The sequence below is a fragment of the Acidovorax sp. LjRoot117 genome (genome assembly GCF_964252695.1).
Taxonomy (GTDB): domain Bacteria; phylum Pseudomonadota; class Gammaproteobacteria; order Burkholderiales; family Burkholderiaceae_C; genus Acidovorax.
In genome coordinates, this window is the sequence record NZ_CAXUPO020000001.1 from 196886 (window position 1) to 222529 (window position 25644).

Consider the following 25644-nt stretch of genomic DNA (forward strand, 5'->3'; position numbering starts at 1 on the left):
ATCTCGGGCTCACGCCCCATTTGCACAACGACGATGACGGACGGGCCGAATGGACAACGTGTTGCTGGCTGTGGAAGACCTCCTGAGTTTTGTAGAGGTCGCCGATGCAGGAGGCTTCACTGCCGCCAGCAGGCGCACGGGCATACCGAAGTCGCGATTGAGTCGTCGCGTGGCGGCTCTTGAATCTTTCCTTGGGGTTGCCCTACTGCACCGCAATGCACGGCGGTTTGAACTGACCGACGTAGGACAACGCATTTTTCAACATGGCCAGACGGTGCGAGCAGAAACGCAAACTGCCGTCGCCGTCGCACGCGAGAGCCTGGAGAGCCCCTGGGGGCAACTGCGGGTGGCTTGCCCAGCAGCCATTGCGGCATCGCTTGTGGGCCGCATCGCATTGCAATTCAGTGCTCGCTATCCCCGCGTCACCCTGTCGCTTCAAACCACCGACGGGCGTTTGCGCCCTCTGGATGACACGGTGGACCTCGTGATTCAGCCGACCGCCCAGCCTCTGACGGACTCCAGCCTCGTCGCCAGACGGCTGGCAACGGTCCCTTATGCCTTGTATGCCAGTCCTGCGCTCGTTGCAGCCCTCGACACCCCGCAGACGCCGTCGGCACTGTCCCGCTGCGCTGCGGTCGGCTGGAGCATCACTGCGTCACTGGCTCGCTGGACGCTGATCGGCCCCCAGAACGAAAGTGCGGACGTTGAACTGGACGTGCGCTTCGTGAGCGACAACCTGCTGTTGAACCGCGAAGCGGCGCTCCAGGGCCTGGGGGTTGTGCAGCTTCCGAGGATCATGGCGGCCAGCTTTGTCGCGAGCGGGCAACTGCTTCAGGTAGCGCCCGACTGGGTGCCCCCCGCGATGCACATCTACGCCCTGTACCCGTCGCGCCGCCACCTTACGCTCGCGGGTCGCTGCTTTCTGGACATGCTGGAAGAGGGCATGAAAGATGCAGCCATTCCTGCGGCCTGAAGCGCGCCTGCGGCGATTCGATGGTGTTGTATGACCGGCGCTTGCGATCCGGCCTGACCGCCACAGAAAAGGCCGCGGTACTTGAAAAAACACCCAGCCGCATCCGCCAAGCCCGCTGTCGATTCGGCAATTTGAAGAGCGCCAACTTCAACCCCCGGATTTCCATTTGCAATCCCCCGCGAATCGCCCAGGTGTCTCTGGGCTGCACAGTGCTTTTTGACCAGCAATCGTGCCCTTGTTGCTGGGGTCGCGATGTGCCGCGCAACGGGCGGATTCCACCGAACCGGGTTATTGGGGATTCTTGTCGCCACAGGCCCTCGAGGCCATGACAACAAGTTGATCCAATGCACCAAATGGCCCTGACATTCCGTCGGCGTAAAGCGCCGCAATGCGTATCCGTTCCCCAAACTGCAGGAATCCCGTGTACGGTGCACCTTCGGCAATGACCTCCACCATGCGGCGTTCGGCAATGCAGGACGAACCAGCGTTGACATCCGTGTTGGACACGGTGCCCGAGCCGATGATGGTGCCGGCCGACAACTTGCGCGTGCGCGCCGCATGAGCAATCAACTGGCCGAAGTGAAAATGCATTTCACGGCCGTGTGGGTGGCCAAACCATTCGCCGTTGCGCTGGCTCTGCAGCCGCAGGTGTACGCGGCCGCCTTGCCATGCGGGGCCCAACTCGTCGGGTGTCACTGCAATGGGGGCGAATGCCGTGGAGGGTTTGGCCTGCAAAAAGCCGAAACCGCTTTTTGCCTCACGCGGCCCGAAGGCGCGCAGGCTCCAGTCGTTGATGAGCACGATCAAGCGCACATACTCCAGCGCGGCCTCAGCGGTGACACCCATGGGGGTTTCGCTCAGCACGACGCCGAACTCACCCTCAAAGTCGATCTGGTCGGCTTCGCACGGTAGAAGCACGCTGTCGTGCGGGCCCAGAAAATCGTCGGCGGCGCCCTGGTACATCAGCGGGATGGTCTCGAAGTCGGCCACCGGCGGCACCTTGAACGCGCGCTCCATGAGGCGGCCATGGTTCAGAAAGGCGGAGCCATCGAGCCATTGCCAGGTGCGTGGCAGCGGAGCCATGCACTGGTGCGTATCGAAGGGCATGGCCCCAAGGGCCGCAGGGGCGTTGACTGTCCGGGACAACTCTTGCAATCCAGGCTCCACCGCGCTCCAGCGCTCCAATGCATCAAGCAGCGTCGGTGCCACGGGGCATGCGTCGATGCAGCGGCGGGCGTCGTCGCAGACCACTACGAGGCGGCCATCGCGCTGGCCATTGCGCAGGGTTGCGAGTTTCATGAAGACACTCCCTGCAACGGCAGCACCGGATCAAAAATCGCCACAGCCCGCGTCCAGCCCGCCGACGCACCGCGCACTTTGACTGGAAAGCACGAGATGTAAAAACCGTTGGCGGGAAGCGCCTCCAGGTTGTGCAGCTTTTCCAGGTGGCAGTAGCCAATGTCGCGCCCGGCCTTGTGGCCTTCCCAGATCAGGGATGCGTCGCCGCTTTCGGCGTAACGCTGTGCGGTGTAGGCAAAAGGGGCGTCCCAGCTCCAGGCGTCGGTGCCGGTCAGCCGCACACCACGCTCCAGCAGGTACATGGTGGCCTCGTAGCCCATGCCGCAGCCCGCGCGGGTATAGCCAGGCGTGCCGTAGGCGCTGCCAGCGCGCGTGTTGACCACCACGATCTCCAGCGGCTGCAGCGTGTGGCCGATGCGCGCCAGTTCGTCCTCCACGTCGCCAGCCCGCACCACATAGCCGTCTGGCAGGTGGCGAAAGTCCAGCTTCACGCCAGGCTGAAAGCACCAGTTCAAGTCCACTTCGTCGATGGACAGCGCCCGCTGCCCGCCGTCCATGGTGGAGGCGAAGTGATACGGCGCGTCCAGGTGCGTGCCGTTGTGGGTGTTGAGATGCACGTCCTCGACCGCCCACGACTCACCATCGGGAAGATCTTCTTTCCTCAACCCAGGGAAGAACTGCGCCAGATCCGCAAAGCTCATCTGGTGGTCGATGTAGTTGATGCGCGGACCCAGGCCTGGCGGGTCGGAGACGACATCGTTTTCAAGGTGCATCGAGATATCGACGATGCGGCGGGAAGGCGTGGCAGTCATGGGCAGTCTCGGATGAATGGGCACAAACAAAACGATCAGGATTCGGCCGTGAAACCGGTCTGCTTGATGAGGCCGCGCCACTGGTCGGCATCGGCCTTGAGCATCTGCGCCAGTTGCGCAGGGCTGGAGGACTTGACCTCCAGGCCGTACTGCTTGCCGTAGTCCACCACGTCGGGGTGGACCAGCGCTGCCTGCAGCGCCTGCGAAGCGCGCTTGATGGTGTCTGGCGATGCCTTGCCGGGCAGGAAGAAGCCGTACCACTCACTGACCTTGAGGGGGTGCCCCAACTCCGTCAGGGTGGGCACCTGCGGCAGGAAGGGTGAGCGCTTGGCCCCAGCAATGGCCAGCACGCGCAACTTGCCGCCTTTGCTGTGCTGCAGGTAGTCTCCAATCGGCCCCCAGAACGCGGGGATCTGGCCGCCCAGCAGGTCCTGCATGCCCGGCACCGTGCCACGGTAAGCAATGTGGCGCATGTCGATCTTGGTGAACTGCCCCAGCAGCACGCCCACCATGTGCGGCATGGACCCCGCACCCGGGCTGCCGTAGTTGGCGCTGTTGGGGTTGGCCTGCAGCCATGCCAGAAAGTCGGGCAACGTGCGGACGCTTTCGGGCACACCAGGGCCGACAGCCAACCCATGGTCGAACATCGCTCCCAACGCGACGGGTGCCACGTCGTCCAGCGTGTAGCGCAGCTTGGGGTAAGTGTAGGGATAGATGGACAACATGGACGACGGGGTGATGAGCAGGCTGGTGCCATCGGCGGGGCTGTCACGCAGGTTGAGGATGCCGATCTGCCCGCCCGCGCCCGGTTTGTTGTCCACCACCACGGCCCCGGCGTAGTGGCCGCGCATGCGGTCGCCCACACGGCGCGCCAGTGCATCGGCTGTGCCTCCGGCAGGAAAGCCCGAGATGATGCGCGCCATGTCAGGAATCGCCTCCTTGGCGGCCTGCGCCCAGGCGGCGGGAGCGCTGCCAAGGGTAGGCAGCAAGGCGGCAGAGAGCTGGGTGAAGCAGCGGCGGGTGATCATGGTGTCTGTCTCCTGTTGACTGGATGGGATCTGCAGTACAGCCCCGCAAGCCTCGTGTGACGCGGTTTGCAGCGGGTGCATGAAAAAATTATACGAACGTACAAATTCAAGATGACTGGGGTTTGTACGAGTGTTCAATAAATTTATACAGTCGTATAAACCAGTCCATGTCCAAATCCCGACCCACCGCCAAGACGGCAGCCGCCACACCCGCAACGCGAGCTGCAAAAGCACCGACCCCGGCGCACAAGCGTGCGGCTGCCCGCAGCGCCGCCAGCGAAGCAGACCTGGCACCCAACCGCCAAGCCAACATCCTGCAGGCGGCCGAGCGGCTGTTTGCCTCGCGCGGCTTTCATGGCGTGTCGATACGCGACATTGCCGACGAGGCGGGTGTGCCGCTGGCGCTGGTGGGCTACTACTACGGACCCAAGCTGTCGCTCTACCACGCCATCTTCCGAGCGCATGCGGGCTACATCGACGTGCGGCTGCAGTCGCTGGCCCAGGCGCAGCAGAAGGCGCCACCCGGCCAGCTGCTGGAAGAGATCGTGAAAGCCTTTGTGCTGCCCGTGCTGGAGGTGGCCAGCCAGCCCGCGGGCCACCACTTTCTGCGGTTGCTGTCACGCGGCATGAGCGACCACCTGGAAGAAGACGAGCCCATCATCCGCGAGCTGTTCGACCCGCTAGCGCACGCCTTCATCGACGCCATGGCGGGCGCTCTGCCCCAGGCCACGCGCAGTCAGGCAGCCTGGTGCTATCAGTTTGCACTGGGCGCACTGCTGCACCACGTGAACGACCAGCGCATCGAGCGCCTGTCGCACGGACAGAACCTTGCCGGCGACGACGCCGTAGCCGGTCCGCTGCTGGTGCGCTTCATCGCACAGGGCATGCGTGGCGCATGCGCAGGCGCGGTGCACTGACGCACCAACGCTGAGCCCAACGGACTTCACACAAGCACTGCCGCGCGAGCGCCGCATGCAAAGCACAGTCACGCCCATTTTTCTGGCCCCAGCCCACCACCACCCGAGGTGGCTGGGGCCCTGCGCCGCCGCCCCACCCACAGCATCGGCCCGGTAGACCGGTACACCCTCGCGGTCTCCATCCCAGCGCACGGTGCGCTGATGTCCTGCCCCGTTTGAACTGACCCTTCGGTCCAGCATTGGCTGCGCCGTGGGCTCGTTCGCCCCTCACCTGCTCCTCATTCATCGAAAGACACCATGAAACCCCGCACCTCCTTCACGACCTGCCCCTCTCTCACGCAGGCCCGTCGGCCCTGGACACGGACCGTGGGCGCCGCGGCAGTCCTGTCAACTGCGTCGTTCGCTATCCACGCTCAGCCAGCAGCTGGGCCCGGCCTGCAGCTGTACGGCCTGGTCGACGCCGCTTTAGGCCGCTTTGCCAGCCCTGCCGGGGGCGTGAACGCGCAGGACCGCGCCGTGACCAAACTGGACGGGGGTGGCATGTCCACCAGCCATTGGGGCGTGCGCGGCGCGGAAGACCTCGGCGATGGGCTGTCGGCCCAGTTCGAGCTGTCGTCCTTTGTACGCAACGACTCGGGCGCGGCCGGCCGCAGCGACGCACTGCCCGCCCCTGTGAATGTGGCGGCCGACCCCGTGTTCTCGCGCGCGGCCTGGGTGGGCGTCTCGCACCGCGACTGGGGCCGCGTTCGGCTGGGCAACGTCACGTCGTTGCTGTTCTTGAACTCCATCACGTCCAATGCGTTCGGTGACTCGACCGTGCTCGGGCCGCTGAACCTGGTCACGTTCATCGGCAGCCCGCTCACAGGAGGCACGGCGTGGGCCAACTCGGTGGTGTACGACAGTCCCGGCTTCGCGGGGTTCAATGCCTCGGTGGCTCATTCCATCTCGGAGGGCCAGGGCGGTGGCAACAGTGCAGCGCGATGGGCCTACGCCCACGGCCCCTGGGCCGCATCGCTGGTATGGCAGAGCGTGAAGAAGAACCCCGGTACCTTTGCCGACGGCACATCACCCAACGACACCCGCGCCTGGCAGTTGGCGGCGTCTTACGACTTCGAGGTGATCAAGCTGTTTGCCCACCTGGGCCGTATCGACAATCTGGGCACTGCTGTTGCGCCGCTCAACGTGTCGTACCGCGTATGGGATCTGAGCGCGGCCGTGCCCGTGGGCGCAGGCCGCGTGCTGGCAGGCTACGCCGCGCGCCGCACCAGTGACACCGTAGGCCCGGTGCCCGCCACAGTGGCAGGCGGCAATGTCGAGCGCAAGGTGTTCACCCTGGGGTACGACTACTTTTTGTCCAAGCGGACGGACCTGTACGCGACGGTCATGCGCGACAGCACCCTGACCCGTACGCTGCCCGCGTCGCCTGCGCTGGTGAGCGCTCGGGGAACCAGCTTTGCGGTGGGGGTTCGCCATCGGTTCTGAAGGTTCCTTGCAACGGTTGCCTCCAAGTTTCAGGGCGCCTTCGGGCGCCCTTTTTTCAGCGGCAAGCGTGTACACACGCATCCAACTTGAAGCATCTGCCCACATAGAAAGATCTTGACAACACGTTCCGGCCCGAGCCCGCTGATGCTGGGGGAGGACGAACGCAAACGGCGGCTTGCAGCGATTGCAGCCGCTCGCACCTCGGTCACCAATGGGTACTGCAGGCCAAGGTCAGCGGTGGCAGCCAAAGAAAGCGGACCTTCAACCAGTCGACGATCGAGGTTGAAGTGGCTGCGTCTTCGAGGCGTCCAACGACATTCTCCAGTTCCAAGTGGGCTGTGTTTCGACGCATCACACTTTCTTCTTTTCCAGACGCGCCAGCGCCGCCTCATACGCTTGCAGCACATCCGGTCGATCTTCGGCGGCGGCATCGAACCGGCTGGCCAGCACGGCGGCGTCGGCCTTGCTGCCCAGTTGGCCGATGGCCTTGAAGATCCTTTTCATGAAGACGGCGTCGCCACCGACGATGTGCCGCTCCAGGCGCAGCAGGTCCATGATGGGCTCCACCAGCTGCGGCGCCTTGGTCTTGCCCACCACCTCGAGCAGGCATTTGTAGTTGCCCAGATGCGCGTTCGAGAACTGGTTACGGTCGTTGAAGAAGGCGAGGAAGAGGTCGGTGTACGCCGGGCTGGCCACCTGGAGCAGCACGTTCATGATTGTGGCGTGGTCGCTCTTGAGCTTGCCGGCCAGGAACTCTTGCCGGTAGGGGTGAAATGCCAGCGCCTTGTGAAAGCACTCGGTCATCGGCGCGATGGTGCGCTCGCCAAAGCTGCTGAGCACCTCTATCAGCACCGCCCATTCCTCGGTGTAGTGCGGGCGCAGGCCATTGGCCACCAGGGTGTGGAAAGCGCCCTCGGCCGGGTGGGCCAGCACCCCGCGCAGGGCCTCCTCGTCGTAGTGCCCACCTACAAAGCTGGAGAAGCCGCGGGCCAGCAGATCCAGGTCGGTGACGGCATAGACCGCAGGCCAGTTCTTGGCCTGCATCAGGGCAGCCAGGCGCCACGCCTCCAAATTCTCGGGCTGGTGCTCCTGGGGCGGCGGGCGCAAGTCCAGCTTCAGGGCAAGCCGCTCCTCGAGTTGCGGCGCGCTGGCATGAAAGTCCACAAACTTGCGGCCGGCCAGCGGCGCAAGGCTGCTGATGGGGTTGTAAGCTACGTTCAGCTTCACGATCTGAGGGCATGCCGCCAACGGTGACAGGTCGCTGATCTCATTGAAGCTCAGGTTCAGTTCCGTCACCTGGGTGCACGCCACCAGATGGGACAGGTCGCTGAGTTGGTTGCCCGAAAGGTCCAGCTTGACCATGCCGGGGTAGCTGCGCGCATACCCATCGACAAAGGCCAGGTCCGTGATACCGCTGCGCGACAGGTGCAGGGACTTGAGCTGCGGCAGGTCCAGCCCCGCAGGAAACATCGCCTTCTTGTTGTTGCGCAGAGTCAGGTCGGTCAGCGTCTGAAAGCCGTTGAGTGCCTGGAAGTCGGAGAACCGGCAGTTGTCGATGTACAGCGTCCGCAGGCGGGGCAGCGCGCGCAGCGCGGCGAGGTTGGTGAACTTCACCCTATCCAGCTGCAGCGTGGTCAGGCTGCTGATGTGGGCGATGCGGGCCAGGTCCACGGGCTCGGCCGTCTTGCTGCTGCGCAGGCACAGCGCTTGCACATCATCGCAGCCGGCAATGGGGTCCAGGTCTTCGCTGGTGAAGCGCTCCAGGTTCAGCTCCGTGGTGTGGTTGAGCACCTGGACGGGGGAAAACGAGCTGTTCGTCCATTTGGATTTTTGGGTTGCCATGGTGCTGGACTGAGAGGTTTGTTCCAGGTTGGGCGCTGTGGCTTGGCATGATCGCCCTCAGCGCACCGCGCGTGAATCATAGAGGGCACTCGTGCCAGTTTGGCTGGCTACCGGAGCGGCGAGAGCATCCCTTTCCTCCACTCACCGGTCTTTCGCCTTCAACAACTCCCACCAAAAATCGTCCCCATACTTCGTCGCCCCGTACACACACGCCAGCACAGCCACCACGATCACAGCAGCTAGTGCCCAAGGCTCCCGCAGCCGCCCTTTCCAGCAGACAAGCAACCCGACGACCACGCCTGCGAGCGCACCGCAAACGGCTCGTACCGCCAACTCCACAGTGTCTGAGCCGCGCTCGTTGGGTTCTTCGTTGTGCATGTGCAAAGCCCACGTCGAATGGTCTGCCCCACAGCAATGGGGGCCGTGATCAGCGGGCCGCGTCCTCGACCGGATACGTGCCCGGCAACAAGATCGACCGGTCCACCGTGTTGATGTTCGTGTGTCCACAAAACGCCATCGTGATGTCCAGCTCCCGCTGAATGATCTGCAGCGCACGCGTCACCCCCGCTTCGCCATAGGCCCCCAGCCCATACAGAAAACTCCGCCCGATCAGCGTGCCCTGTGCGCCCAGCGCGCGGGCCTTCAGCACGTCCTGCCCGCTGCGGATGCCGCCGTCCATCCAGACCTCGATGCCGCCGCCCGCTTGTCGCACCGCTTCGGCAATGCCGGGCAGCGCGGCGATGGACGATGGCGCGCCGTCGAGCTGGCGGCCGCCGTGGTTGCTGACGATGAGCGCATCAGCGCCGCTGTTGACGGCCAAGCGGGCGTCTTCTGCGTCCATGATGCCTTTGAGGATCAGCTTGCCGCCCCAGCGCTTCTTGATCCACTCCACATCGCCCCAGTTGAGCTGCGGGTCGAACTGCTCGGCCGTCCAGGACGACAGCGATGACAAATCGCCCACGCCCTTGGCGTGGCCCACGATGTTGCCGAAAGTGCGGCGCTTCGTGCCCAGCATGCCCAGGCACCAGTGCGGCTTGGTGGCCAGGTTGATCAGGTTGGCGATGGTGGGCTTGGGCGGCGTGGACAGGCCGTTCTTGATGTCCTTGTGGCGCTGGCCCAGGATCTGCAGGTCCAGCGTGAGCTGCAGCGCAGAGCAGTTGGCGGCCTTGGCGCGGTCGATCAGGCGTTCGATGAAGTCGCGGTCGCGCATCACGTACAGCTGAAACCAGAAAGGATGGCGGCCCGTGTGCTCGGCCACGTCTTCGATGGAGCAGATGCTCATGGTCGACAGCGTGAACGGAATGCCGAAAGCCTTGGCCGCGCGGGCGCCCAGGATCTCGCCGTCGGCGTGCTGCATGCCGGTCAGGCCGGTGGGCGCTATCGCCACGGGCATGGCCACGTCCTGGCCGATCATGGTGGTGCGGGTGCTGCGGCCTTGCATGTTCACGGCCACGCGCTGGCGCAGCTGGATGGACTGGAAGTCCTGCGTGTTGGCGCGGTACGTGCCCTCGGTGTACGAGCCTGAATCGGCGTAGTCATAGAACATGCGCGGTACGCGGCGCTTGGCGACGACGCGCAGGTCTTCGATGCAGGTGATTTTGGACAGGTCAGGCACGCGGCACTCCAAAGCAAAAAGACATTGAACGGTTTCTAAAGCCTGGCCGGATGGTAGGCAGTTGCGCGCCGCACGGCCATCAAAATTATTTGCGCGGGTCTGCAACAAATTTCCATGGCAAGTTCGCGTACTGTGCGACCGGGCCGTCCGTGGCTCTCATTGTGTAGTGGCTGCAGCGGCCCTGCGCTACCCAGGCCGTAGTTCTGCAGACCCTTTCAAACCCATGGCAACGCAGCATCCGGCGCACTGCGCACATCAATGGCGGGCATCTTTCAGCCCTGACAGCCACCACGCCGAAAAGTCGCCCAGGTGGCGATGCGTGGATGCAACGGCGGACAAGGCTGGCCCGACATTGGGGCTGCCGTGGGGCTGGCGGGTTATCAGTGCCGTGTGCACGTCGGCTCCGAGACCTGCGAGGTTGGGCAGATAGTCGTCTACGAGCGCAATCGCCCCGAGGGCAGCCACTGCCTGCGCCTTGGGATTGGCGCCGGAGGTGGAGGGGCCCGTCGCCACGACCCGCTCGATGGGGAAGCCGAGGTCGCGAAGATTGCGCAGACGCGCACCTTCGAATTGCGGCTGCAGGGCCGAGACGCACACCAGCGTGTGGCCATTGCCGACCAATTGACAACAGGCGTCCAACGCAGATTCGATGGCGGGAATGGTCGACCAGAAATCGTCGTCGAATGCCGCCTTCCACCGATCCCAAAGAGGCCCCTCCAGTCGCTCCACCGACCACCGGTCCATGGCCCAGTATGCATGGGGGTCGCGCTCTTGCGGGTGGACTCCAAAGGCTTTATGCCAGGCCTTGGCGTAGGCAGCGTTGTAGTCGAGCAATACGCCATCTGCGTCCAGAGCGATCACAGCCTTTTTCATTCATCCCCCGTGCTGTTGCGTATAGACGGTCTCGACGGGTATTTCCAGTTGAGGGTCGTCATCATGGGCATGGTGGCGCTGCGCTGCAACGAAGGCGGTCATATCGATCACTTCCAGGATTTCCGTGGTTGCAAAGGCGTGAAGCGTTTCGCCGCGTAGACCCAGTTGAATGGCTCGGCGGCTGAGCTTGCTGCCGGATGGCGAATGGTCTGGGTCCCACTGGCACCGAACGTCGGATTCCTCGACAGCGCATTGCCAGCTCGCAGGACTGGCGAAACGGTCGGGATCGAACGTGGATGGGACGGCGTCGGTCATCAGCGCGTCGAAGAAGGCCCTTCGCAGTCGAAAACCCAGAACATGCTCCTGACCTTCTTTGGTGGCCCAACCAGAGCGGTACATCATCCACAGGAAATTGGGCTTGATCCAGCTCATGCGACGGAAGCTGAAATCCGGACCTCCCAACTGACCGTGCCTCAAGGCGTGCGCGGCAGTGGACGGCCTGTAGGCCTGGTACACGATGACGGTGTTCGCATCGTGGTGGGCCAGTACGTGCCTGCCATCCTGCGGCCACAACGCGCGCTGCTCCACATGGGACCGGGTAGACAGGTTCATCGAGCACTTTCAGGCTGGACCACGGAAAGATACTGCGGCGCAACTTGGTCCGTCAGCCAGACATTGTTCTGGGCTTGGAAAAATGTGCACCCGTCCCGGAACATGGCGCCAGCGTTGACTTCCAGCAACACCGGCGCGCCGTATCGGGCGCCCACGGCCATCGCCGTGGAGGTGCTTTCGCTCAGGTGCACGTGATGGCGCTGACGCTTGTCCAACCCGCTGGCCAGGATGGAGTCGAGGAACCGCAAGGCGGTACCGTGGTAGAGCCTGGCAGGAGGCTCCATCGCGCCAAGGCCCAGATCCACGTCGATGGAGTGCCCCTGGTTCGCCCGGATTCGTGATTCATCGTCACTCAGGGCGAAACGCTTCTTGTCGTTGGTCCGCACCACCTCCTCGATGAGAGGACGTGTCAGGGGCCGCCTGGCCAGCGCCGACTGCGCAATGAGCTCATCGACGGCGGCCCATCCCGATGCGTCCAGGGTCAGGCCGATAGTTTGTGGCTGGTGTCGCAACACCAGGCTCAGGAATTTGCTGGTCGCTGCGAGATGCTGTGGAGGGTAGGTCATATTTTCCTTCTTGTATTAACCTCAGACAAAGTTGCCCTGTGCAACTTTTAAAGTTGTATAGTACAACTTAATTTACACGAAGGTCAACAGTGATGAAGCCATCCAGCAAAACTGCCCCTTTGGAGTTTCCCCGCCCGCTGACAACAGTGGACATGGTGATCTTCACCATCCTCGATGACTCGCTGAAAGTTGTGCTGGTGCGCCGCCCAGACGACAGCAATGAGTCGTTTCCCGGACGATGGGCGCTGCCGGGTGGCTTCATCGACGTTGACAAGGACGCCAGCTTGATGGACTGCGCACTGCGCAAGCTGCGTGAGAAGACGGGTGTGACCGCCCCTTATCTGGAACAACTGGGCAGCTGGGGCAGCGCACACCGCGACCCGCGCGGCTGGTCTGCCACGCACGCATTCTTCGCGCTGATGCCAGGTCGCGAGCTGACGCTGCAAAAAGGCGCCAACGCGGCCCAGGTGGAATGGTTCGACGCCGAAGCGGCCATGCGCAAGAGACTCGCCTTCGACCACGGCGAGATCTTGTCGGTGGCCGTCGACCGTCTTCGCAGCAAGGTGGAGTACACATCGCTGCCTGCATTCCTGCTCGACGAGCCTTTCACGCTGCCCCAGTTGCAGGCAACGTACGAGGTGGTCCTGGGACGGCCGGTCGACAAAAGCGCTTTCCGCAAGCGAATGCTGGACGGCGGCTTCATGGAAGAAGCAGGCGTGGTGAGCAGCGCGTTGGGCCGCCCGGCAATGGGCTATCGGCTGGTTGACCGGTCACGGGCCGCCATGTTCCCCCGCACCTTCAGTCCGCGCGACAGTGCCTGAAGGCGGTTGACTCCAACCCCATAAGTTGTACTATGCAAACCCATAAAGTTGCACAGGGCAACTATATCCATCACGATGGCGTGTTGGCCGACAGAATGGTTTTTCCATGCCGTCCATCGCCTTTCTGCAAGACCCCTGAAGGGAAATGAAATGCCGCACGTTGCATCGCTTGAATACGACGCGTACTTCCCCCCACCTGCGGCCTGGAACAAGGCTGTCTGACCATGAACCATTCTGATCGTTACAGGGGTTGCCTCTTGGGTCTGGCCTGCGGAGATGCCGTGGGTACCACGGTGGAGTTCATGCCCCGAAACACGTTCCCGCCCGTCACCGACATGGTCGGGGGCGGCCCGTTCGGCCTGGCGCCCGGAGAGTGGACGGATGACACGTCGATGGCGCTGTGCCTGGCCACAAGCCTGGTCCACCGGTCCGGCTTCGACGCTGTGGATCAGATGAACCGTTACTGCAACTGGCGCAGCGTCGGCTATCTCAGCAGCAATGGGCGGTGCTTCGATATCGGAATCACGGTGGCCACGGCCTTGGACCGGTACCTTCGAACGGCCAATCCCTTTGCCGGCGACCCCGACCCGAAGACTGCAGGCAACGGTGCACTGATGCGATTGGCGCCGATCCCGATGTACTACCGCCGCGACGCAAGCCGCGTTGTGCAGTTCGCGGCAGAGAGCACACGCACCACACACGGTGCCCAGGAAGCCATCGACAGCTCCAAGCTGTTCGCGCTTTATGTGCGGGCAGCGCTGCTGGGTGCTGACAAGCAGGCGATCTGGTCCATGGACGCCCCCGCACACCTGTCTCCAAAGCTCCAAGCCATCGCCCACGGTCGCTTTCTGGCCGCGCCACGCGACGTGATCAAGGGTTCAGGGTATTGCGTCGACGCCTTGCAAGCAGCGCTCTGGTGTTTCAACAGCACGGACTCGTTCGAATCCGCAATTCTCGCTGCGGCGAACCTGGGGGACGATGCGGATACGACGGCGGCCATATGCGGCCAACTGGCGGGTGCGTACTACGGAGCGTCGTCCATCCCTGCACACTGGCTGGAGCGGCTGGCGATGCGCAGTGAGATCGAGGCGCTGGCCGATCAGTTGCTCGACGCCAGCGAGAGCGACACACGGCAAGACGCCTGAGCCGCGGATTCGCGCTTCATGAAGGACGCGGGGTCATCGCCGGGTCCACCTGCACCACTTCAGGATCGGTGTCCGGCCCGCGGTACAGCATGAAGCGCATGCGCCCGCCGCGCTTGGCGGCGTACATGGCGCTGTCGGCGTGGCGCGAGAGCGCGTCGAACGTGTCGCCGTGCTGCGGGTACAGCGCGATGCCGCCGCTCAGCCCCATGTGCAACACGCGGCCGGCCAGCTCGAACGGGGCGTCGCAGGACCCGAGGATCTTGCGGGCCACGCCGCAGGCGGGCTCCACGCCCTCCAGGCCGGGCAGCAGCACCACGAACTCGTCGCCGCCCTGGCGGCACACGGTGTCGGACGCGCGCACGGCGGCCTTGAGGCGCTGGGCGAACTGCACCAGCAGCAGGTCGCCCACGTCGTGGCCCAGGCTGTCGTTCACGGCCTTGAAGCCGTCCAGGTCCAGGTACATGACGGCCAGGCATTTGCCGTCGCGCCGCGCCTGGGTGATGGCCATCTGGGCGCGGTCCTGCAGCAGCACGCGGTTGGGCAGGTCGGTCAGCGCGTCGTACTGGGCCAGGTGGGCCATGCGTTCGGCCATGACCACGGCGTCGGTCACATCGCGCAGCACGGCCACGGCGCCGGTGACCTGGCCGTGGCGGTCGGTGATGGGGCTAGCGGTTTTCTCGACCTGGAAGCGCTGGCCGCTGGTACGGTGCACGATCACGCCACGCACCGAATCGGCGCCCTCGCCGCTCTGGATGGCGGCCAGCAGCGAGCTGGCCAGCACGGCATCGTTGTGCGGGCTGCGCAGCACCACCACCTCGTCGATGCGGCGGCCCGCGGCGTCGAAGGCCTGCCAGCCTGTCAGGCGCTCGGCCACCGGGTTCAGGTAGGTGACGGCGCCCTGCGCGTCGGCGCACACGACCGCGTCACCGATGGACTGCAAGCTCAGGCGCACACGCTCCTTCTCGGCAAAGAGCTCTTCCTCCATGCGCTTGCGCTCGGTGATGTCGGTGGCCTGCACGAAGAAGCCGCGCACCTGGCCGTCGACCTCGTCGGGCAGGTAGGACACCAGGGCATGAAGCACCTGGCCGCGGGTGTCCACCAGCGCCCGCTCGAACAACTGGGGCTGGCCGGCGAGCGCGTGCTGCATGAACGGCAGGTTCTGCGCATACACATCCGGGCCCAGCAACTGGCTGATGTGCTGGCCGCGCAGCTGGCCGGGCATGACCCCGAACCACTGGAAGTACACCTGGTTGGCAAAGAGGTTGTTCAGGTCCCGGTCCCAGTAGCTGATGGCGGACGGCAGGTTGTCGAGGATGGTGCGCAAATGGTGCTCGGCCTCGTGCAACTGGGCCGACACCCGCTGGCGCAGCGTGAGCTCGCGCACGAACATGGCCGCCAGGGCCACGCAGGCGACCATGAGCAGCAGCGCAAAGCCGCCCAGCACGGCCGCGCTGCGGTACCACTTGGCCAGCACCGTGTCGGCGGCCTGGGCCACGTTGATGATGAGCGGGTAGGAGCCCACCTGCCGGAACGCATACAGCCGCTCCACACCGTCCAGCGCCGCCGTGCCGACGAAGACACCGTTGCCCTCGCGCTGAAAGCGCTCCATGTTGGGCGAGCCCGCGATCGTCTTGCCCACGTCCGATTCGCCGTATGGAAAGCGCGAGATCACCACGCCGTCCTGGCGGAACAGGTTGACGCCGCTGTTGGCGCCCAGGTCGAGCGAGCCGAAGAGTTCGTTGAAGTAGCTCAGGCGCACGGCCCCGACCACCACGCCCGCGAAGCTGCCGTCCGGGTGGCGGTAGGCCCGGGCCATGGGCAGCACGTTCAGCCCGGTCACGCGCGAAGGCACCGGTTTGCCGATGAAAAGCCCCTGGTGCCCGTCCTTGGCGAAGGCCACGAAGTAGTCCCGGTCTGCCAGGTTGGCGCGGCGCAGCGTGCTCGCGCCCGAGTCGAGCACGATGGCGCCCGACGCATCCAGCACGAACACGTCGCCCGCGCCGCGCGCGCGCAGCGAGTTGTCAAAGATAACGCGGTTGCGCAGGTCGGGCGGCAGGGCCCATACGTCGCTGCGGGCCACTTCGCGGGCTACGCCTTCCAGCGACTTGTCGATGGAGTCGAGCGACCAGCTCAGCCCCTGCTCCAGCGTGTGCACCAGGTTGCTGTTGGTCTGGCTGGCGTAGTTCCACTCGTCGGTGCGGATCGTCCAGATCGTGCGGGCGAACAACGCCCCGATCCCCAGCGACAACAGCAGCGCCAACCAGATGAGGCGGTGGGAGAAGAACTGGCGCAGGAACGGCATAGAAATATTTGGTAACCATTCTAGTGGGGGCCGTTGTCCGGAAGCTGACATCCCGACAGGCCGTGCATGGCATTGCCGCCCTGCCCATGGACCAACCCGACAGACCCCGCGCCACCGGCGCGGTCGCCCTGTGAATCCCGCCGAAGCGGCCGCATGCTCTTCTGACACCACCCCCTGCCCCGCCAAGCCGCCGCCAATATGCAGCGGCCTTGCGCGGGTCCGTCACACCGTAGCTGCCGCGCCGGGTGCCGTCAATTCGCAGCGCCCCGGGGCGGCTTGGATGCCACACCCGCGCCGCGCACTTCGATGCGGATTTCGTCGAGCACCTCGCCCTTGGCGTCGGTGATCTGCACCACATGCCGGCCGGGCCAGGGCAGCCAGGCCACGCGCGGGCCCTGGCCCAGGGGCTTGCCGTCCATGCGCCACAGCAGGCCCTCGCCGGTGGCGGTGAACTGAAGGCGCTGGCGGGCGGGCGGGATGTCCGGGTCCAGCGCGATGATGGTGCCGCCGGCCGGCGCGGTGATGCGCGCCGGGGCGCCGGACGGGGCATCCGGCACCTTGCGCGCCGCATTTTTGGCATCCTTGACGGCCTTGGCGCTGACCCCATCAGCGCCAGCAGCTATCGAATCAATAGCAAACAGGGGTTGCTGGGTGCCTTGCAGAAACCATTCGTCGCGGGCGGCCTCGAGCGGCTGGCGGCCGTCTGCCAGCGCGGCGGCGGGCCCCGGGCCGAACCGCACCGCGCTCTTGTGCAGGCCCGCGGGCGCCTTGGGCGCACGGCTGGGCTCGCGCGCATGCAGAAAGCCCATCACGGCGCCCCAGATGGGCGCCGCGCCGCTGGTGCCGCTCACGTCGTGCATGGCCGCGCCGCTGGCGTTGCCCACCCACACGCCGACGGTGTAGCGCTCGGACCAGCCCACGGCCCAGTTGTCGCGCATGTCCTTGCTGGTGCCGGTCTTCACTGCCGTCCAGAAGCGCGTGGCCAGCACGCTGTCGGTACCGAAAGTGCGCGCGCGGGCGTTGCCGTCGGACAGGATGTCGCCCACGATGAAGGCGGCGCGCGGGTCCAGCGCCGCGGTGAACACGGGCGACCGGATGCGGGCCGGCACGGCCACATCGACGGCGCTGGCACGCCCGCCGTTGGCCAGCGTGCGAAACGCGTTGGTCAGGTGCACCAGGGGCACCTCGGGGCTGCCCAGCGCCAGGCTGTAGCCAAAATAGTCGCCGCTCTCGCGCAGCGGCATGCCCACGGCGCGCAGCTGCCGGTGGAATGCATCGGGCGTGACCATGACCAGCGTGCGCACCGCAGGCACGTTGAGCGACGCGGCCAGCGCGGTGCGCACCGACACCCAGCCCTTGAACTGCCGGTCGTAGTTCTGCGGGATGTACAACCCGCCCGCCGTGGCGATGTGGGCGGGCGAGTCGTCCACCAGCGACGCGGCCGTGAGCCGCCGCTCCGCGATGGCCTGCCCGTACAAAAAGGGTTTGAGCGTGGAGCCCGGCTGGCGCAGCGCCAGCACGCCATCGACCTCGCTCGCCTGGCTCAGCTGTCCCGACGAGCCCACCCATGCCAGCACCGCACCCGTGGCGTTGTCGAGCACCAGCACCGCGCCGTCTTCCACGTTGCGCCCCCGCAGTTCGCGCAGGCGCTGCTGCAGGGTGCTGACGGCAAAGCGTTGGAGCGGCGCGCGCACCGTGCTCTGCACACGCTCGGGCAGTGCGGCACCGTCCTTGTCGCGCTGGCGCAGCAGGTAGCGCGCAAAGTGCGGCGCCACGCCCTCGCTGGCATCGAATGCGCGGCGCTGCAGCGCGGCGGTGGTGAAGAGGTCGAGCGCATCGCAATCCACACGCGGTGGCTGGGCTGGCGAGGCGGGGGCGCCCGCGGTGGTGGCCGGCTTTCTTGGCGGCGGCTGGGCCTGCATGTCCCGCAGCACGCCACAGGCCCGCTGGGCCACCAGCGCGGGGCGCGCGTTGGGCGCCCGCACCAGAGCGGCCGCCACTGCGGCCTCGCGGTCGTCCAGGCCATGGGCGGCCTTGCCGAACAGCGTGCGGCTGAGGGCGTCGATGCCCACCAGCTCGCTGCGAAACGGCACGAGGTTGAGGTACGCCTCCAGCACCTGGTCCTTGCGCCAGCGCCGGTCCAGCACCTGCGCCGCCACCGTCTGGCCGAGCTTTTGCACCACGGTGCGCCCGCCAGGGCCCTGGCGCCAGTCGCCGTCGAGCAGGCCCGCCAGCTGCATGGTGATGGTGCTGGCACCGCGCGTGCGCTGGTTCCACAGGTTGCCCCAGGCGGCGGCCGACGCAGCGCGCCAGTCCACGCCGCTGTGCTCGAAGAAGCGCTTGTCTTCGCTCAGCACCAGCGCCGTGCGCAGCGCGGGCGACACATCGGCCAGGGCCACCCACTGGCCGCGCCGCACGGTCGGGTCGGTGCGCAGCCGCTGCAGCACCTCGCCCTCGCGCGAGAGGATCAGGGTGTCGGACGGCTTGAAGTCGGCCCGCACGTCGTCGTAGGACGGCAGGGCGTGGGCCCGCGGCGCACCGACCAGCAAAAGACAGGCCACAGCCACCGCAGGCAGCGCCGCCGCGGGCCGCGTGCCGGACCAGACCCTAGGCCAGGGCATGGGTACGCCTCGGCGGCTCGACGGCTGGCCGCGGGCAGGCGAACGTCTGCGCCATGCGCATCAACCACCCGGCTCCACGAACTTCTTGTAGTTGCCCAAAATGGCCTGCCAACCCGCACGTTGCTGTTCGTGCGGGAAGGTCGCATCCGGGGTGAAGGACTGCTGCACCTCGGTGCGGCCCTGGGGCAGGTCGACAAACTCGACGACCACCTCGCGGCTGTCGCCCAGGGCATAGCGCAGGCGGCGGTGCGGCACGATCTCGGTGAACGTGCCGGCAAAGTCGAAGCCCATGGAACCGTCCTTGGCCTCCATGCGGTAGCTGAAGGCGCCGCCCACGCGCAGGTCGTTCTCGGCCCGGGGGCAGCACCATTCGGGGCTGGCGAAGTTCCAGGCCGTGATGGCGGTGGGGCTGACAAAAGCCTGCCACGCACGCTGCGCGTCGCAACCGACCTCGACGGAGACGGTGAGCACAGAGGGTGTCGGCGCGGGGCTGGAAGCATCGGTCATGGTCATGGCTCCTTGGGGTCGGGGTGGTGGCCGGCTGTGCCGGCGTCGCCAAAGCTGCGGGCCGGCGCGGAAGGTGCCGCCCGGCCGCCGCGGCGCTGCGGCTGGGCGGACACCTTGCCAGCCGGGGCAGGCACGCGGCCTGCCCCCAGCAGCAGCAGCAGCAGCAATTACAGCTTACTTGCCGGGCTCCACCTTCACCCGGGCGTTGGGCGACTCGCCGAACATCTCGGGCGCGTACATCGCCTCGACCCGGCTCGGGGGCAGCGCGAAGTCGCCCACGTTGTTCAGGCGCACGGTGTACTCCATCTTGACGGTGCCCTTGGGCAGGTACTCGTAGTAGCTGCGGAAGGACTCGAAGCTGCGCTCCTCGAATGCGGGCCAGCCGGGGCCGGTGCGCGCCTTCTCGCCCTGCGTGGCGATGGCCGAGTCGCGGCCCAGCCCGCTGCCCAGGATGGTGGCGCCGCCCGGGATCGGGTCGGTGATGGCCACCCAGGTCATGTCGGCGCTGGCATTCACCTCCAGCGTCACGCGCAGCACGTCGCCGCGCGTGTACTGGCCGGGCGGCAGCGCCTTGTTGGCCTGCTCCACGGGGGTCACCGTCTTGGTGATGCTGTACCCCGCAGCGAAGGGTGCCTTCAGCTGGATGGCGGCCACGGACTGCAGCGTGAGCCATGGCTTGCCGGGGCCCTGGTGCGTGACGGCCAGTTGCTCCTTGCCACCCGCCTTGCCAGCAGCTGAGGTCCAGGGCAGGAACATGCCGTTGTTCTTCAGGTTGCCCGGCGATGCAGGCGCGCCGAACCAGGTGGTCTGGTGCGCGGCACCTGTGAGGTCGGTGGTCTTCACGCGCTCGACCTTGCTCCAGTCCACGGCGGCGTTGTTGGCGCCCATGGCGGCCTTGGTCGTGCCGGACACCGGTGTGGCCTCGAACTTGGCGCTGAATTTTTCCAGCGCCAGCCCGCCCCACAGGTTGGCCGTGGTGGTGTGCCACGCGCCCGCCTGCTGTCGGCTGATGAAGCCGTTGGCCAGGCGGCCCATGTCGTCCTTCCAGGTCGGGTCGTCCATCACGGCCAGCATCAGGCGGGCGGTGTTCACGTCGCCGTTTTGCATCAGCCACCACCAGTAGTCGTCCTGCTCGGTGCTGAAGATGAGCTTGGTGCCCTGGAACGACAGGCGCGCCCGCAGGATCTGCATGGCCTCGGCCAGGCGCTTGTCGCGCTCGGGCACATCGGCCACGCGTTTCAAGATGTTCACCCAGTCGATCACGGAGTGCGTGGGCCACTGGTTGGGCGCGACGGTGATGCTGCTGACCATGCGGCCCTGCGCCTTGCCGTAGCGGGACAGCGCCTCGATGGCGGCGAGCTTGCGCATGTCCAGGTCCTTGCGCGGGCTCCAGAAGCTGCGTTCGATGCGGCCTTCGATGAAGGCGATCAGGCCGCGCTCCATGGGTGCGCGCACGTCGTCGGGCAGCGCGAAGGCCGGGTTGACGGCCGCGGCCTCGTGCGTGGCGGCCAGCACGTAGGCGGTCAGGGTGTCGCTGCCGCGGTTGGCGTCACCGTCGCGCGGCGGGAAGTAGTTGGCCAGGCCGTCGCTGTCCAGGTAGGTGGGCAGCTGCGCCATCACCGTCTGCCACATCGCGCCGTCGCGCAGGCCCACGGCCTTGCTGGTTTTTTGCTCCAGGCAGGCGAACGGGTAGCGGGCCCACCAGTCGCGCACGCCCGGCAGGCCTTCGGCCAGCTTGGGCTGCAGCGACATCTTGAGGCCGCCGCGGCCGGGCAACGCATCGGCGGGCGGGTTCACGTCCAGGTTGAAGCTGCCGTCCACCTGCACCAGCGTGGCCTGCTGCACCGTGAGCGGCACAGCCGGGATGAGCTTCTGGCTGGCCTTGAGCGCGTCGTGCGCGCCGCTGACCGTGTCCTTGGCCTCGATCTCCCACAGGATGGCCTGCGAGCGGGTCTGCGCCAGTTGCGCGGGCGCGGTGACGGTCCACGCCACCTCGCGCGCCTCGCCGGCGGGGATGTCCACCGTCTGGGGCTTCAAGTCCAGCAGCGTGGCGCGCGGGGCCACCTCGACCTTCATCGCCGCCTTGGTCGTGTTGCGCAGCGTGAGCTGGGCGCGAAACTGGTCGTCCTCGCGCACCAGCGGCGGCAGGCCGCTGATGATCTGCAGGTCCTGCGTGGCGCGGATGCTGGTGCTGCCGGTGCCGAACAGTCCGGTGGACGCATCGGCCACCGCGACGATCTTGAAGGTGGTGAGCGCATCGTTGAGCGGCACCGTCACCTTGGCCTGGCCGTTGGCGTCCAGCACGATGGCGGGCTGCCACAGGAGCAGCGTGTCCAGCAGCTCGCGCGTCTGCGCCTTGCCGCCGCCGCCGCCCGCGGGCACGGCCTTCTTGCCGTAATGGCGCCGCCCGATGATCTCCATCTGCGCGGTGGAGGTCTCCACGCCCCAGCTGCGGCGCTGCAGCATGGCTTCGAGCAGGTTCCAGCTGTTGTTGGGCATGAGCTCCAGCAGGGCCTGGTCCACCGCGGCCACGGCCACTTCGGCGTTGGCCGCGGGCTTGCCGCCGGGCAGCGTGGCGGTGATGGTGACCTGCGCCTTGCCGCGCACGGCATAGCTTTCCTTGTCGGCCGTGACCTTCACGTCGATCTGGTGGGCCTGGGTGCCCACGCGGATCTCGGCCAGGCCCAGGCGGAACGCGGGCTTGGACAGGTCCACCAGCGCGGTGGGCGCCTGGTATTCCTTGCCCTCGTACCAGAACGAGGTCCACCACTCGCGCGGCGACTTGAAGCCCCAGGTGAAGAAGCTGTACCACGGCACCTCGCGCAGCCGCCCGCGCAGGGCCAGCACGCTCACGTACACGTTGGGGCCCCACTCGGGCTGGATCTTGAGGCTGACCGTGGGGTCCTGGCCGTTGAGCTGCACCACCTGCGTGTCGATGATGCCTTCGCGCTCCACCGCCACCAGCGCCGTGGCGTAGCGGAACGGCATGCGCACCTGGAACTTGGCGGTCTCGCCGGGCTGGTAGCTCTTCTTTTCGGGCAGCAGGTCGATGCGGTCGTGGTCTTCGCCGCCGAACCAGAGCTCGCCCTGGCGCGTGACCCACACCGAAGACGCCGCCACGCTGGCATTGCCGTCCTTGTCGGTGGCCGTGACCACCAGTTCGACCTCGCCGGCTTCATCGAGCTTGGACTCGCACAGCAGCAGGCCGCGGGCATCGCTCTTGCCGCTGCACAGCGTGCCCAGGTCCTTGGTCTCGGTCTGATTGTCGTAGCTGTAGAAGCCGCCCACCATGCGCTTGCGCGTGGTGGTGGTGATGCGCGCCACGGCCTGCACCTGCAGCGACGTGTCGGCGGCCGGCTTGCCGTTGTGCTGCAGCGCCAGCGCCTGGAAGCGGATCTTCTGGCGGGCAGAGACCCAGCCTTCGGTCTTGATGCCGGCCACCACGCCGGCGGGCCACAGGGCCTGCGTGCTGCGGATGGTCTGCACTTCGCCGTTGGGGTCGGCGTAGGTGGCTTCCATCACCAGCTCCTGCGGCTGGCGCGCCTGCGGCACGTTGTCGATGGTGACCTTGCCCGCGCCGTCCTTGTTGAGGGTGAGCGGCAGCTTGTCGGCGATCACGCGCGCATCCTGGCTGGCCGTGGCTTCCTCGTCGTCGCTGTTGGCATTCGACTGCTCGCGCTTGCGCGGGGGGGTGAAGCTGAAGGCGTCGTAGTCGCTGTAGTTCAGCGTCTTGCCGCGCACCATGGCGGACACGCGCACCGGCAGGTTGGCGGCGCCGCCGCCGGCCACGTAGTTGATCTGCACGTCCGTGGGCACGGACCGCACACGCACCAGCGCGTTCTTGTCGGCGGGCGCGATGCGGCCTTCCAGCACCGGCAGACGGAATTCCTCGACCCGGAACTCGCCCGAGCTGAAGCTGCGGCCGTTGTTGGACTGATTGCGCAGCTCGACCTGGTACAGGCCCAGCTTGGCGGCGGGTGGCACGGCAAAGGTGTTCTGCGCGCTCAGGCCGCCGCTGGGCGTCGTGCGCCATGCCAGGGGCTGGGTGAACTGCTGGCCGCTGCCCACGTGGGTGATCACCAGGGTGTCCGGGCCTGCGGGCGGCACGCCGAAGCCCTTGCGGGTCTCGGTGCGCAGCAGGTGCTTCATCGACACCGTCTCGCCGGCCCGGAACAGGGTGCGGTCGAAGATGGTGTGGGCGCGTTCGTCCGGCTCGTTCGAGGTGCTGGTGGGCACGTTGAAGCGCCAGGGCTCGATGCCGCGCTGCCAGTCGCTCCAGGTGAAGGCCATGTCCTCGACCGCGTCGGCGCCCTTGTGGCGCGCGCTCACGAAGTAGCCGCGGCTGCGGTCGCCTTCGCCGTATCCGCCGGATTCACCGCAGGTGGGGGAGTCGGTCGACACGCCTTCGAGCCGGGCCAGGCCCTGCGCGTCGGTGACGCCCGTGGCCACTTCGTTGCCGCGGCAGTCGGACACGCGCACCTTGGCGCCCTCCACCGGCTGGCCCTTGTCGAGCGTGGTCACCCAGGCCATGGCGTTCTCGCGGCCCAGCTTGAAGTGCACGCCCAGATTGGTCACCAGTGCGGAGGTGCGCACGTACATCGTGCGGGCATCGCCGTGGCGGTCGTCCAGCAGCGATGCGCCGAGCTTTTGCGATGCGATCTCCACCACGTGGAATCCGGGCGACAGCGGAATGCCCACCACCTCGAACGGACGGGCATCGGTGCTGGCCGGCTTGGGCAGGTCCAGCGTCTTCACGCCGCCCTTGCCCGCCAGCAGCGAGACCATGCGGGTCTGCACGTACTCGCGGTCGTTGTCCAGCACCTTGGGCAGCGGGCCGGTCACGTCCTGGCGCGCCTGCTTGCGCTCCACCGTGTAGTTGTCGTACCGCCGGACCTTGCGGAACCACGCGATGATGTCGGCGTCGGTGCCGGGCTTGAAGGTGCTCACCTTGCCGGCGGGCGCTGCCGCACCCGGGGTGCCGGGCTGCAGGCCCTGCACCCGCAAGGCGGCTTCCACGTTGCGCAGCGTCACCGGCAGCAGGGCGGGCGGGTTGTCGGATGCGGGGCCTTCGGCAAAACGCTCCACCACGCCGAACGACGCGGCGGCAAACTTGGCCAGCGGCGGCATGCCGCCCGTGGCGACCTTGAGCGGGAAGCTGTCGGCATTGGTCAGCGCGCGGCCCGAGGCGTCCTTGAAGTCCTTGGGCAACTCGATGGTGAAGGCCGTGTTCTCGGCCAGCGGGGCGTCGAACTGCACGCTGGTCACCAGCGCGTCGGCCTGCTGCTCTTCCTTGTCGGTCGCGGCCTGCGGCTTGAGCGTTTCCTTCGCCGACTTCAGGCGGATGGCCGACGCCAGCTTGCGCGGCACGGGCGCGTTGAACGACAGCATCATGGGGCGGATCGGCAGGCAGGCGGCCTGGGCGTTCTCGCGCTCGCAGCTGAATTCGGCAGAGAACGGCTCGCGAACCTTGTAGTCGAAGCGTTTTTCCACGGTGTTGGCCACACCGCTGGGCGTGGCGACGCCCTTGCCGAACACGATCTGCATGCGCGAGCCCGAGGTGAGCCGGCGGTTGCAGGTCAGCGTGGCGTACTGCAGCGGCTCCTGGGCGGCGTTTTTGTCCAGGCTCAGCGCCTTGAGGATTTCCGCGCGCTGGGCACCGTCGATCATGCGAACGGGGATGCGCTCGCCCATGCCCTCGGCCGTGCACCACACATTGGCCTGGACGCTGGCGGTGGTGGCGGGCCCATTGAACTGCAGCACGAAGAACTGCTCTTCGTCGATGTCCTGGTAGGTGCCGGGGCGGATGTTCTGCACGAACGGCCCGCCGCTATTGAATTGATAGCTCTTGGCGCCCGCCAGTTCAACGCCAGCGGCCGATTTGAAGCCCGGCTTGACGGTGGCAGTGCAGCGCACGCCGGGCGGCAGGTCGCGCTCGAAGTCGAACACCCATTCGCGCTCGCCCGTCCAGCGGCCGGTGCCCTTGGTGGCGGCAGCGTCGCTGCAGCTCAGGCCGATGGGTGCGGGGGCCTTGGGATCGCCGAAGTTGACCGCTGCCGCATCGAACTTGGCCACTACTTGGCGCACCTTGGCCACCTCGCCCTGGGGCGAAAAGCTGGTGATCTGCAGGGCCTGTGCACCCCATGCGGCCAGTGTCAAACCGGCAGCCAACATCCATTTGTGAGCGTTCACGCTGTCCCCTCTCCGAAGAACCGGCAAGCGTAACAAAACA

At 66.4% G+C, this 25644-nt stretch carries 18 protein-coding genes; 5 read left to right on the forward strand and 13 right to left on the reverse strand.

Annotated elements, in window-relative coordinates:
- Positions 1-49: 49 nt before the first annotated feature.
- Positions 50-973: a LysR substrate-binding domain-containing protein gene (locus ACSQ3D_RS00950; RefSeq protein ID WP_436125616.1), complete on the forward strand. Its 924-nt coding sequence runs from the start codon at positions 50-52 to the stop codon at positions 971-973.
- 288 nt (positions 974-1261) lie between these two features.
- Here ACSQ3D_RS00950 and ACSQ3D_RS00955 read toward each other — a convergent pair whose 3' ends face one another.
- From ACSQ3D_RS00955 to ACSQ3D_RS00965, 3 genes are read right to left on the reverse strand one after another with little or no spacing between them, the layout of a single operon-like run.
- Positions 1262-2272 carry a fumarylacetoacetate hydrolase family protein gene (locus tag ACSQ3D_RS00955; RefSeq protein WP_436125617.1) on the reverse strand — a complete coding sequence of 337 codons (1011 nt, stop codon included), beginning with the start codon at positions 2270-2272 and terminating at the stop codon, positions 1262-1264.
- Positions 2269-3084 carry a cyclase family protein gene (locus ACSQ3D_RS00960; RefSeq protein WP_436125618.1) on the reverse strand — a complete coding sequence of 272 codons (816 nt, stop codon included), beginning with the start codon at positions 3082-3084 and terminating at the stop codon, positions 2269-2271. Before ACSQ3D_RS00960 ends, ACSQ3D_RS00955 begins: the two co-directional genes overlap by 4 nt.
- 35 nt (positions 3085-3119) lie before the next feature.
- The gene (locus ACSQ3D_RS00965) at positions 3120-4112 is read right to left on the reverse strand and encodes a Bug family tripartite tricarboxylate transporter substrate binding protein (protein ID WP_056420723.1); all 993 of its coding nucleotides are present in this window, start codon (positions 4110-4112) and stop codon (positions 3120-3122) included.
- Positions 4113-4279: 167 nt separating this feature from the next.
- On the opposite strand from ACSQ3D_RS00965, the gene ACSQ3D_RS00970 reads away from it, so the two are divergent.
- Together ACSQ3D_RS00970 and ACSQ3D_RS00975 are read left to right on the forward strand one after the other, a co-directional pair.
- Positions 4280-5029 carry a TetR/AcrR family transcriptional regulator gene (locus ACSQ3D_RS00970; RefSeq protein WP_436125619.1) on the forward strand — a complete coding sequence of 250 codons (750 nt, stop codon included), beginning with the start codon at positions 4280-4282 and terminating at the stop codon, positions 5027-5029.
- Positions 5030-5326: 297 nt separating this feature from the next.
- Positions 5327-6511 (forward strand): porin, encoded by a 1185-nt coding sequence (locus ACSQ3D_RS00975; RefSeq protein WP_436125620.1) that lies wholly within the window; start codon positions 5327-5329, stop codon positions 6509-6511.
- A 351-nt stretch (positions 6512-6862) separates the two neighbouring features.
- Here ACSQ3D_RS00975 and ACSQ3D_RS00980 read toward each other — a convergent pair whose 3' ends face one another.
- The 5 genes from ACSQ3D_RS00980 to ACSQ3D_RS01000 form a co-directional block, all read right to left on the reverse strand.
- Positions 6863-8353: a leucine-rich repeat domain-containing protein gene (locus ACSQ3D_RS00980; protein WP_436125621.1), complete on the reverse strand. Its 1491-nt coding sequence runs from the start codon at positions 8351-8353 to the stop codon at positions 6863-6865.
- Positions 8354-8780: 427 nt separating this feature from the next.
- Positions 8781-9968 carry an alpha-hydroxy acid oxidase gene (locus tag ACSQ3D_RS00985; protein ID WP_436125622.1) on the reverse strand — a complete coding sequence of 396 codons (1188 nt, stop codon included), beginning with the start codon at positions 9966-9968 and terminating at the stop codon, positions 8781-8783.
- Between the two features lie 255 nt (positions 9969-10223).
- On the reverse strand, positions 10224-10841 hold the full coding sequence (locus ACSQ3D_RS00990; protein WP_436125623.1) for an HAD family hydrolase: 618 nt from the start codon (positions 10839-10841) through the stop codon (positions 10224-10226).
- Positions 10842-11453, reverse strand: coding sequence for a DUF4291 domain-containing protein (locus tag ACSQ3D_RS00995; RefSeq protein ID WP_436125624.1), 612 nt, complete (start codon positions 11451-11453; stop codon positions 10842-10844). It abuts the gene before it with no gap.
- The gene (locus ACSQ3D_RS01000) at positions 11450-12019 is read right to left on the reverse strand and encodes an RNA 2'-phosphotransferase (RefSeq protein WP_436125625.1); all 570 of its coding nucleotides are present in this window, start codon (positions 12017-12019) and stop codon (positions 11450-11452) included. Before ACSQ3D_RS01000 ends, ACSQ3D_RS00995 begins: the two co-directional genes overlap by 4 nt.
- 92 nt (positions 12020-12111) lie before the next feature.
- Between ACSQ3D_RS01000 and ACSQ3D_RS01005 the strand changes: the two genes are divergently transcribed.
- Entirely contained in the window at positions 12112-12840 is a 729-nt protein-coding gene (locus ACSQ3D_RS01005; protein WP_396502916.1) for an NUDIX hydrolase, read from the forward strand.
- A gap of 224 nt (positions 12841-13064) precedes the next feature.
- On the forward strand, positions 13065-13985 hold the full coding sequence (locus tag ACSQ3D_RS01010) for an ADP-ribosylglycohydrolase family protein (protein ID WP_436125626.1): 921 nt from the start codon (positions 13065-13067) through the stop codon (positions 13983-13985).
- Positions 13986-14001: 16 nt separating this feature from the next.
- Here ACSQ3D_RS01010 and ACSQ3D_RS01015 read toward each other — a convergent pair whose 3' ends face one another.
- From ACSQ3D_RS01015 to ACSQ3D_RS01035, 5 genes are all read right to left on the reverse strand, one after another.
- Positions 14002-16287, reverse strand: coding sequence for a diguanylate cyclase domain-containing protein (locus ACSQ3D_RS01015; RefSeq protein ID WP_436125627.1), 2286 nt, complete (start codon positions 16285-16287; stop codon positions 14002-14004).
- Positions 16288-16538: 251 nt separating this feature from the next.
- Complete coding sequence (pbpC, locus tag ACSQ3D_RS01020; protein WP_436125628.1) at positions 16539-18908, reverse strand: penicillin-binding protein 1C; 2370 nt, start codon at positions 18906-18908, stop codon at positions 16539-16541.
- 60 nt (positions 18909-18968) lie between these two features.
- Positions 18969-19415: an SRPBCC domain-containing protein gene (locus tag ACSQ3D_RS01025; protein WP_436125629.1), complete on the reverse strand. Its 447-nt coding sequence runs from the start codon at positions 19413-19415 to the stop codon at positions 18969-18971.
- Positions 19416-19417: 2 nt separating this feature from the next.
- Positions 19418-19582, reverse strand: coding sequence for a hypothetical protein (locus ACSQ3D_RS01030; RefSeq protein WP_436125630.1), 165 nt, complete (start codon positions 19580-19582; stop codon positions 19418-19420).
- Positions 19583-19589: 7 nt separating this feature from the next.
- On the reverse strand, positions 19590-25586 hold the full coding sequence (locus ACSQ3D_RS01035) for an MG2 domain-containing protein (RefSeq protein ID WP_436126162.1): 5997 nt from the start codon (positions 25584-25586) through the stop codon (positions 19590-19592).
- Positions 25587-25644: the final 58 nt, after the last annotated feature.

Bases quoted from the DNA above. Each gene is read 5' to 3' on its own strand.
- ACSQ3D_RS00975 (WP_436125620.1), top strand. From the start codon at position 5,327: ATGAAACCCCGCACCTCCTTCACGACCTGCCCCTCTCTCACGCAGGCC.
- ACSQ3D_RS00995 (WP_436125624.1), bottom strand. From the start codon at position 11,453: ATGAACCTGTCTACCCGGTCCCATGTGGAGCAGCGCGCGTTGTGGCCG.
- ACSQ3D_RS00950 (WP_436125616.1), top strand. From the start codon at position 50: ATGGACAACGTGTTGCTGGCTGTGGAAGACCTCCTGAGTTTTGTAGAG.
- ACSQ3D_RS00955 (WP_436125617.1), bottom strand. From the start codon at position 2,272: ATGAAACTCGCAACCCTGCGCAATGGCCAGCGCGATGGCCGCCTCGTA.
- ACSQ3D_RS01010 (WP_436125626.1), top strand. From the start codon at position 13,065: ATGAACCATTCTGATCGTTACAGGGGTTGCCTCTTGGGTCTGGCCTGC.
- pbpC (WP_436125628.1), bottom strand. From the start codon at position 18,908: ATGCCCTGGCCTAGGGTCTGGTCCGGCACGCGGCCCGCGGCGGCGCTG.
- ACSQ3D_RS01025 (WP_436125629.1), bottom strand. From the start codon at position 19,415: ATGACCGATGCTTCCAGCCCCGCGCCGACACCCTCTGTGCTCACCGTC.
- ACSQ3D_RS01015 (WP_436125627.1), bottom strand. From the start codon at position 16,287: ATGCCGTTCCTGCGCCAGTTCTTCTCCCACCGCCTCATCTGGTTGGCG.
- ACSQ3D_RS00980 (WP_436125621.1), bottom strand. From the start codon at position 8,353: ATGGCAACCCAAAAATCCAAATGGACGAACAGCTCGTTTTCCCCCGTC.
- ACSQ3D_RS01035 (WP_436126162.1), bottom strand. From the start codon at position 25,586: ATGTTGGCTGCCGGTTTGACACTGGCCGCATGGGGTGCACAGGCCCTG.
- ACSQ3D_RS00960 (WP_436125618.1), bottom strand. From the start codon at position 3,084: ATGACTGCCACGCCTTCCCGCCGCATCGTCGATATCTCGATGCACCTT.
- ACSQ3D_RS01000 (WP_436125625.1), bottom strand. From the start codon at position 12,019: ATGACCTACCCTCCACAGCATCTCGCAGCGACCAGCAAATTCCTGAGC.
- ACSQ3D_RS01005 (WP_396502916.1), top strand. From the start codon at position 12,112: ATGAAGCCATCCAGCAAAACTGCCCCTTTGGAGTTTCCCCGCCCGCTG.
- ACSQ3D_RS00990 (WP_436125623.1), bottom strand. From the start codon at position 10,841: ATGAAAAAGGCTGTGATCGCTCTGGACGCAGATGGCGTATTGCTCGAC.
- ACSQ3D_RS00970 (WP_436125619.1), top strand. From the start codon at position 4,280: ATGTCCAAATCCCGACCCACCGCCAAGACGGCAGCCGCCACACCCGCA.
- ACSQ3D_RS00965 (WP_056420723.1), bottom strand. From the start codon at position 4,112: ATGATCACCCGCCGCTGCTTCACCCAGCTCTCTGCCGCCTTGCTGCCT.